This window comes from Exilibacterium tricleocarpae (assembly GCF_007004655.1).
GTDB classification, from domain to species: Bacteria; Pseudomonadota; Gammaproteobacteria; order Pseudomonadales; family Cellvibrionaceae; genus Exilibacterium; species Exilibacterium tricleocarpae.
This window is the reverse complement of record NZ_ML660115.1, coordinates 53,909-62,559: the sequence shown is the minus strand read 5'-3', so window position 1 is coordinate 62,559 and position 8,651 is coordinate 53,909. Positions and strand designations below refer to the sequence as shown.

Annotated in this window: 7 protein-coding genes; 3 read left to right on the top strand and 4 right to left on the bottom strand. The window is 61.0% G+C overall.

What is annotated here, in order from left to right; all coding sequences use genetic code 11:
* Both FKG94_RS29105 and FKG94_RS26975 read right to left on the bottom strand, forming a co-directional pair.
* Window positions 1–188, bottom strand: a 188-nt coding sequence (locus FKG94_RS29105) for a hypothetical protein (protein ID WP_218943659.1), incomplete at its 3' end; no start/stop codon positions are given.
* A 92-nt stretch (window positions 189–280) separates the two neighbouring features.
* Window positions 281–1,378: an MBL fold metallo-hydrolase gene (locus FKG94_RS26975; RefSeq protein WP_179957831.1), complete on the bottom strand. Its 1,098-nt coding sequence runs from the start codon at window positions 1,376–1,378 to the stop codon at window positions 281–283.
* A 234-nt stretch (window positions 1,379–1,612) separates the two neighbouring features.
* Between FKG94_RS26975 and FKG94_RS26970 the strand changes: the two genes are divergently transcribed.
* Window positions 1,613–3,028: a sugar porter family MFS transporter gene (locus tag FKG94_RS26970; RefSeq protein ID WP_142930059.1), complete on the top strand. Its 1,416-nt coding sequence runs from the start codon at window positions 1,613–1,615 to the stop codon at window positions 3,026–3,028.
* A gap of 371 nt (window positions 3,029–3,399) precedes the next feature.
* On the opposite strand, the gene FKG94_RS26965 is transcribed toward FKG94_RS26970, so the two are convergent.
* Window positions 3,400–4,740: a dihydrolipoamide acetyltransferase family protein gene (locus FKG94_RS26965; protein ID WP_142930058.1), complete on the bottom strand. Its 1,341-nt coding sequence runs from the start codon at window positions 4,738–4,740 to the stop codon at window positions 3,400–3,402.
* Window positions 4,741–4,792: 52 nt separating this feature from the next.
* On the bottom strand, window positions 4,793–6,907 hold the full coding sequence (locus FKG94_RS26960) for an alpha-ketoacid dehydrogenase subunit alpha/beta (RefSeq protein WP_142930057.1): 2,115 nt from the start codon (window positions 6,905–6,907) through the stop codon (window positions 4,793–4,795).
* A gap of 183 nt (window positions 6,908–7,090) precedes the next feature.
* Between FKG94_RS26960 and FKG94_RS26955 the strand changes: the two genes are divergently transcribed.
* Window positions 7,091–7,567, top strand: a complete 477-nt coding sequence (locus FKG94_RS26955) for an Lrp/AsnC family transcriptional regulator (protein WP_246125435.1) — start codon at window positions 7,091–7,093, stop codon at window positions 7,565–7,567.
* A 44-nt stretch (window positions 7,568–7,611) separates the two neighbouring features.
* Window positions 7,612–8,532: a phenylacetic acid degradation operon negative regulatory protein PaaX gene (gene paaX / locus FKG94_RS26950; RefSeq protein ID WP_142930055.1), complete on the top strand. Its 921-nt coding sequence runs from the start codon at window positions 7,612–7,614 to the stop codon at window positions 8,530–8,532.
* Window positions 8,533–8,651 lie beyond the last annotated feature (119 nt).

Genomic DNA, 8,651 nt, shown 5'->3' with positions numbered 1-8,651 from the left:
CCCCGCACCGAGCCACCCCGCACCGAGCCACCCCGCACCGAGCCACCCCGCACCGAGCCACCCCGCACCGAGCCACCCCGCACCGAGCCACCCCGCACCGAGCCACCCCGCACCGAGCCACCCCGCACCGAGCCACCCCGCACCGAGCCGCCGGAAGAGGTGCCACTGGAGGCTGTTCTTCCAACCAACTGCCGAGTGAGTGGCGCTGGTCCTCTTCAGGACCGCCATCAAAAGTAGCGCTTCAAGCGAATGTAAACACCCTAAACGAACCCCATCCGCATCAAACCCTGGTTGGCGTTGCCGACGCCGGCACAGCCGCGGTCGTCGCTTGCGCCTGCGGGCGCGTGCTGCGATAGCGATAAATATCCCGATCGTCCAGCTCCCGCTGCAGGTCCCCCCGATACATCAGGTAATGAAGGTGCGCCAGGCACTCCCCCAGCGCAAACATGGTCTGGTGGGGGCTCAACTCACGCTTGAACAGCGCCGGCATCAGTTCAGCGGCACTTTTAGGTTTCCCGGTAGCGGCCAGTAGCGTGTCGAGTTTTTGCCGGTGATGATCGATCAGTTGCTGCACGCGGTGGCCGACGCCATAAAACGGAAGATTGTGGGCCGGCAGCACCAGGGTACTGTCGGCAAGCGCCCTGAACTGTTGCAGGGAGTCCAGATAATCCGCCAGCGGATTGGCCTCGGGCTCGGTGGAATAAACACTGATATTGGGGGTGATATTGGGCAGGATCTGATCGCCCGAAATCAGCAAACCCAGTTCCTCGGCGTACAGGCAGGCGTGCTCCGGCGCATGGCCGCGCCCGACCATAACCCGCCAGTTATTGCCGTTGATGGTCAGCCGGTCATCGTGCTGCAGGCGGCGGTAAGCCCGCGGCAGGGGGCAGATAAAACCGGAAAATCCGCCCTCGGCCTGTACCGCCTGTTGCTGCAGCTCCGGGCTGATGCCGCTGCGTTGATAATGCTGTTGCACGGGCCACTGACTCGCTTCCGAGGGCGCGCTGGACAGCGCCCGGGCGGTGAAGTATTCGGTGCGGGTCATCCACAGCGGCGCGCGCCAGCGCTCGCTGATAAAACCGGCCTGGCCGACGTGATCGGGATGCAGGTGGGTAACGATAATGCCTTTGACGGGCTTGCCGGCGAGACAGTGGTCGAAAATACTTTCCCAGTGGCCCTGGGTCCGGTTGCCGCCGAGACCGGTATCGACCACAAACCAACCGTCGTGATCCTCTAAAAGATAAAGATTGATATGGTTGAGGTCGAAAGGCAGGGGCATGCGCAACCACATGACGCCCGGCCCGACGGCGGTAACCGTGCCGGGTGCGGGAATGTTCAGATCGGGAAACGAGAGCTTTGATACAGGGGGAATTGCCATAGTGGTACAACTTTTTCGCCGATAGCCGCACCCACCATGGCGCCTGGCGGCTGTAAACACAATGATCAAAAACGCCCATTTTAGTGACATAAACCGCCGCTCACCGGTTGTGACGCTGGCGTCGCAGTGGCCGGACGTGTTAATTTTCGCTGCTGTGATACCAGATTCGGTAATTGATACCACCCTGGCGGCAAGGCAGACTTGCGAGAAAATAATCATTACAGCGAGTTGAAAATGACTTCTTCTGCGACTGCGTGTGAAGACAGCACGCGCTTTATCATCCTGATTAGCTGTGTCGCCACCATCGGTGGTTTTTTATTCGGTTTCGACAGCGGTGTGATCAACGGCACAGTCGATGGCTTGCGCACCGCGTTTCAATCCGACAGCGTCGGCACCGGTTTTAACGTCGCCTCAATGTTGCTCGGCTGCGCGCTGGGGGCCTTCTTCGCCGGGCGCCTGGCAGATCGCTTCGGGCGCCGTATGTTGCTGATCGTGGCGGCGTTGTTCTTTTTGGTCTCCGCCTGGGGTTCCGGTATGGCGGCGACCTCGGCGGCGTTCGTGTTTTACCGGATACTGGGCGGGCTGGCGGTGGGGGCGGCCAGCGTCATGGCACCGGCCTATATCAGCGAGGTCTCGCCGGCCCGCTACCGGGGCCGGCTGTCCAGTGTCCAGCAGATTGCCATTATCTTCGGTTTGTTTATGGCGTTTGTCAGTAACTACCTGCTGGCCGGCTTCGCCGGTTCCGCTACCGCGGCATTCTGGCTGGGGTTCGAGGCCTGGCGCTGGATGTTCTGGGTGGAGGTGGTGCCGGCGGCGCTGTTTTTTATCGGCCTGCTTTTTATTCCGGAAAGCCCGCGCTTCCTGGTGGCCTCGGGCCGCACGGAGCGTGCCCGCGCGGTGCTGACCCGCCTCTACGGCGCGGCGGCGGCGCAGGCGAAGCTGGTGGAAATCGATAAGTCTCTGGCGGCTGATCACCACCGCCCGCGCCTGGCGGATTTGATCGACCGCGACAGCGGGCGGGTGCGTTCCATCGTCTGGGTCGGCATCGGACTGGCGACGTTTCAGCAGTTGGTCGGCATCAATGTCGTGTTCTATTACGGTGCGGTGTTGTGGCAATCGGTGGGTTTTTCCGAAAGTGATGCGCTGCTGGTCAATGTGATATCCGGTGCCATCAGTATTGCCGCCTGCCTGCTGGCCATGTCCCTGATCGATAAAATCGGCCGCCGGCCGCTGTTGTGGGGAGGTTCTGTCGGCATGGCCTTGTCGCTGGGAGTGATGGCGCTGGCTTTCTCGACGGCGACACTGGGAGCGGATGGCAAACTCACCCTGTCCGATGCCATGGGCACGCTGGCGCTGTCGGCGGCCAATGTCTATGTTTTTTGTTTTAACAGTTCCTGGGGACCGGTGATGTGGGTGATGCTTGGTGAAATGTTTCCCAACCAGATTCGCGGTTCCGGCCTGGCGGTCAGCGGCCTGTTTCAATGGGGTTCCAACTTTGGTATTACCATGAGCTTCCCGATCCTGTTGACGTCGATCGGTCTGGCCGGCGCCTACGGTCTCTATACGCTGGGTGCCATAGTGTCGGTGTTTTTCGTGTTGCGCGTGGTGCACGAAACCAAAGGGCTGGAGCTGGAGCAGATGGCCGGTTGAAAAATGGTGTATGGCGGTCGGTCGCCGGGTTGGGCACGACCTGTTTTAGGGGTATCCCGCCGCCTTGGGTAGGGTTTTTTGATAGTGCTTGTGACGCTGGTACTTGAGCACCTGGTTTAAGAATACTGAAGGTAGGTCTGCCGCTGGGCGATGCTTTCAGAAACTCTCGACAGCAGGGATGCTGTCGTGACGTCCCCAGGGATGGGTTCACGACATGTTTCTGAAAGCATCGCCCAGCGGCAGACCGATCGACTGGCACCGTTTTCGCTTAAACATCCTTTCAGTGCTACCTCAGGATTGCCGCCGGACCGATAAATTAGAACAGGCCCCGTTATACCCCCTGTCGCCGGACAACTGGAAAAAGCGCTTTTCTACTGTCCCCAGTTCTCGATAGTATCGACAAATTCAGTCAGGAATTTGTTGGTCTGAAAGGCGTCGACAGCGCGGTGATCGATCGTCAGCGACACATAGCACATCGGTTTTATCGCCACTACGTCCTCGCCGTCCACCTCCACAACCAAAGCCCGCTTTTGCAGTTTGCCGATGCCGAGGATGGCCACCTGAGGCTGGTTGATAATGATCGGCGTGGCGAACAGGCTGCCGCCTACACCGTGATTGGATATCGTGAAGGTGCCGTTTTTCATTTCCGCCGGTGTCAAGGTGCCGGCGCGCGCCCGCTCGGTCTGTCCCTGTAAATGGCGGGCAATTTCAAAGAGCTTTTTGGCCTGCACCTGCGGTACCACCGGCACCACCAGACCGGCGTCGCCCAACGCCGTGCCGACGCCGATATTGACGTCCTCGAACAGCTCCAGCCCGTCGTCGTGGTAGCGCGCGTTAATCTGCGGCACCGCTTTTATCGCCCGCGCAGCGGCCGCTAAAAAGTAGGCGGTAAAGGTGAGGTTAACCCCGTCCTCGGCGTATTCTTTTTTATGCCAGCGGCGGTGCTCGATCACATTCGACATGTCCATTTCAAAGACGCTGGTAACGTGGGGCGCGGTGTGCAGCAGGCTCTCCACCATGCGACTGGCAATGGTTTTGCGCATAGTGGAGTGGGGGATTTTGCGGCTCGCCGGCGCCCCGACGGTATTGTCACTGCCCGGCGCCGATGTGGGAATGGGTTTTGGCTGTGCCAGAAAGCGTAACACATCGTCGCGGGTGACGCGCCCGCCGCGTCCACTGCCCGGTATGGTGTCGATATCGAGATTGTTTTCCCGCACCAGCCGGCGCACCGCCGGCCCGATCAGGTGGCGGGCGCTGTCGGGCTCGGTAGGGGACGACATACCGCCCCCGTTGGCCCCGGTGCAAGCGGACGTGACGGTGGTGCCGTTGGGCTCGATACGGGCCGGCGTGTTATTGCCGCCGGCCCCGGTTCGCGCGGTGGTGGCAACGAGCCCGGTCTCCGCCGGCGCGACTCCGGCAGCCTCAGTGCCGGTTGCCGCCAGTTCGCCGGTCGGGGCGCGCTCAGCGCCGGCCTCGGCGAGACGACCCAAAATCATCTCCGGTTCCACCGCCTCGCCCGGATTCACCAGTATCGTCTCCAGCACGCCGTCGGCGGGAGCGCTGACTTCCATAGAGACTTTGTCGGTTTCCAACTCCAGCAGGGGATCGCCGGCATTGACCGGCTGGCCCGGCTCAACCAGCCAGCACGACAGTGTGGCAGATGTGCCCTCCAGTTGATCGGCCGGCAGGGTGATGTCGATAAGTTGTGGCATAGCGGTAACCGATAGTGAAAGTGTTGCCGTTTATTTGTTTTTGTCCCGGGCGCTAAATTTGCAGCAGGTCTTCCATGGCGGCACCGATGCGCGCCTGCGACGGCACCGCGGCCGCCAGCAGATGTTGATTGTGCGGACTGGGTATATCCGGCATGGTCAGGCGCCGGATCGGTGCGTCCAGATCAAAAAAACAGGCCTCGGCCAGCACCGCGGCGATTTCGGCACCGAAGCCGGCGGTCCGGTTGTCCTCGTGCACGACCAGGCAGCGGCCGGTCTTTTTAACCGAGGTTAGAATAGCGTTCCGATCCCAGGGTTGCAGGGTGCGCAGGTCGATGACTTCGATGCCCTCGCCGAGGGCCCGGGCGGCGTTGAGGCAGCGTTCCACCATGGCGCCCCAGCAGACCACCGTCAGTTTGTCGCCGGCCAGCAATGTATTGGCTTTGCCGAACGGCAGTATATAGTCGTCTCCCGGATAGCGGCGCCGCGCCCAACTGTCGTCCAGCAGCGCGCGGTGTTCGAAAAAGATGGTGGGGTTGTTGTCCCGCAGGGCGAAGCGCAGCAAGCCGACGGCGTCCTCGGCGTTGGAAGGCATAGCCAACTGCCAGCCCACTTTGTGGGCCCACTCCACCTCGTCGCACATGGAGTGCCAGGGATCGCCGCGGCGGGCAAAGCCCCCCGGCACACGCACCACCATGGGGGCGGCAAACTGGTTGTTGGTGCGCCAGCGCATAATGCCGGTATCGCTCAACTGCTCAGCGGCCGGTTCGGCGTATTTGCGGAACTGGATTTCCGGCACCGGCATCAGTCCCGCCAGCGCCATACCGACAGAGCGGCCGATAATCCCCTCCTCCGACAGACTGGTATCGAACACCCGCCGGTCGCCGAACTTTTCATGCAGGCCGAGGGTGGCGCCATGGACACCGCCCTTGGGGCCCACATCCTCGCCGAATACCAGCACCTTGGGGTTGGTCTGCATTTCGAATTCCAGGGTTTTGCGAATCGCGGTGAGCATATTGAGGCGCGCACCCTCAGGTTTTGGCGTGTTCGTAGCGCTTGGAAAGCGGTGGCCGGCGGCGTGCAGGCCACCGCGTAACTGCGGGTCGGGACTGCCGTCGGCGCGGGTTTCGGCGTAGACGTATCGGGTCAACTCGGCCGGGTCCGGCTCCGGGCGCCGCTTGGCCGCGGCGACGGCGGCGGTCACCGCGGCCGCGGCATCGGTCTCCAGTTGTCGCCACTCGGCGGCGCTCATTACACCGGTCTGCAGCAGGTGGTCGCGCAGTTTCGGCAGGGGATCGCGGGCCTGTTCGGCCTCGATCAGCTCGGCCGGCTTATAGGCCTGGGTATCCTGAAATGTGTGGCCGCACAGGCGCGGTACTTTCAGTCGCAACAGGCAGGGGCCCTGGCCCTGGCGCACATGCTTGACCGCGGCGCGTATCAGTTCCGGGGTGGCGACCGGGTCGGTGCCGTCGCCGTCGATGATTTTCAGGTTTTTGTAGGCGCTGAGGTTTGCCACCTGGTCGCCGCCGGGTGTCTGTACTTCCTGTGGTACCGAAATGCCGTAGCCGTTGTCTTCGATATAAAACAGTTGGGGCAGCTTATTGGTGGTGGCGATATTGAGTGCCGACCAGAAACCGCTGGTGGACATGGAGGCGTCGCCGCCCATGGAAACGGCGATCGCCCCCTGGAAGCTGGGGTCGCGCAACTGCTCGCGGTGATAGACGATAGACTGGGCCCAGCCGGCAATGGGCGAATACTGGGCGCCGACACCGCCGCACATGGGAAACAGCATGGCGCCGCGGCGCTCGATATTGGGGTAGTTGCACACCACACCGATATCGCGACCGTCGCTGTAGCCGCCGGACCTGGCCATGGGCGCGGCGACGGCCGTTTCCGGGTCCAGCCCCAGCGACAGCACAAAGGGCCGCGAGCGGTAGTAGCCGCTGGCGGCGTCGTGAGGGTGGGTGAGCAGGGCGCCGAGCAGAATCTGGGCCAGGTCGTGACCGCGGGCGGAAAACTGGTTGAACACCAGTTTAGCCGGTACCAGCTCCTGCTCTTCTACCGTGTCCATGGCTCTGGACAGATGCAGCAGGTAGCTGATGTGTTTCCAGTCGAAAGAAAAAGGGTCCCGGCTGTTACCGGCGGGGGCGTGTTGGGGTAATGCGCCCATGGGGGTTCTCCTCTCGCTCGCTGTCTGTAAAGGGCGTTCGTTGTTGTGTAGAAGGATATGCAAAAGAGATGCATTAAAGTTTAGCTTTGAATGCTGGAAATTTACTTGCTAAATCCACCAATAATCGACAGTATTGGCAATGTTGTTTCTTATTCATATCAAAAAAAGAAAAGGTCTTGCTTTGTGACTCTGGATCGCTATGACGGTGCCATTTTGGAAACCCTGCAAACCGACGGACGCCTGTCCAATCGGGAGCTGGCGGAGCGGGTGGGGCTGTCGGCGGCGCCTTGCTGGCGGCGGGTGAAGCGACTCGAGGACGAAGGCTATATCCAGAATTATGTCGCTATGCTGGACCCGAAAAAGGTGGGCATTCAGGTACTCGCGTTCGCCGAAATCAGTCTCGATAATCACCATGCCGACACGCTGGCGGCGTTTATCGAGGCCGTCGAGCAGTGTCCGGAGATTCTCGAATGCCATTCGGTGACCGGGCAGTGTGATTACCTGTTGAAGATTGCAGCCCGGGATATGGAGGCCTACGAGCACTTTCTGTCCGGGCGGTTGTTGCAGGTCAAGGGCATTCGGTCGGTCAATACACTGTTTTCGCTCAAACAGCCGAAACAGACGTTGACACTGCCGATATTGACCCAGCCGCCACAGTAGCTGCTAGAATCGCTGTCTTTGTGTTTCGGCCTCAATCGAGAACCATGTCTGCCCTGTCTTCAGTGAACGATCTGCTCCAGCAGTTTTGCCGGCGCAAACCCATGCGCGGCGGCTCGCTGATCGTCACACTGTTTGGCGATTCGATTTCGCAGCACGGCAACCAGGTGTGGCTGGGGGACGTGATTCGGGTACTCGAGCCCTTCGGGCTGAACCAGCGCCTGGTGCGCACCTCTGTGTATCGCCTGATTCAGGAGGGATGGTTGCAGGCGGAGCAGGTGGGGCGGCGCAGTTATTACCGCTTCTCCGATTTTGGCCTGCGTCACTACCAGCGCGCGGCCCGGCGTATCTATGGGCTGCAGAGCGAGACCTGGGATAATCAGTGGACTTTGGTGATGCCGGCGCAACTGGCGGATGAGCAGCGCGAGGCGTTGCGCAAGGAACTGCTGTGGCTGGGTTATGGGGCGCTGGTGCCGGGAGTGCTGGCCTATCCCAGGGGGGAGCACGAGGCGCTGGCCGAGACCCTGGGCGAGTTGGGAGTGGCGGATAAGGTGATTGTGATGCGCGCCTGCACTGACGAAATCTGTGTGGCCGGCACTGTCCGGCGCCAGGCGTATAACTGCTGGCGACTCAATGAGCTGGAGGCCCGTTACCGGGATTTTCTCAATCAGTTTCGCCCGTTGTTGGAATCCCTGGCGACGGCGCCGCTGGCCGACGAGCAGTGTTTCCAGTTGCGCACACTGTTGATTCACGAATACCGGCGTATTTTACTCAAGGACACGGAGTTACCGGTGGAGCTGCTGCCTGAGGATTGGGCGGGGGCGGCGGCACAGGGATTGACTGCCGAGCTGTATCGATTGGTCCACCGCGGTGCGTTGAACTTTATCGAGCGGGAGTTACAGCATGTAGGGGGTACCTTGCCGCCGCCGCAGCAGGAGTATTTCGATCGTTTTGGGGGTTTGGGGTAAAAGAGAGTTTGTCATCAACAGTAGGCGCCTGCACGCTGCGGGGTCCGGGGTCGGGGGGGGGGGGGGGGGGGTGGGGTTGTTTTGTGTTTAATATAAAAAAAAAAAAAAAAACACACAAA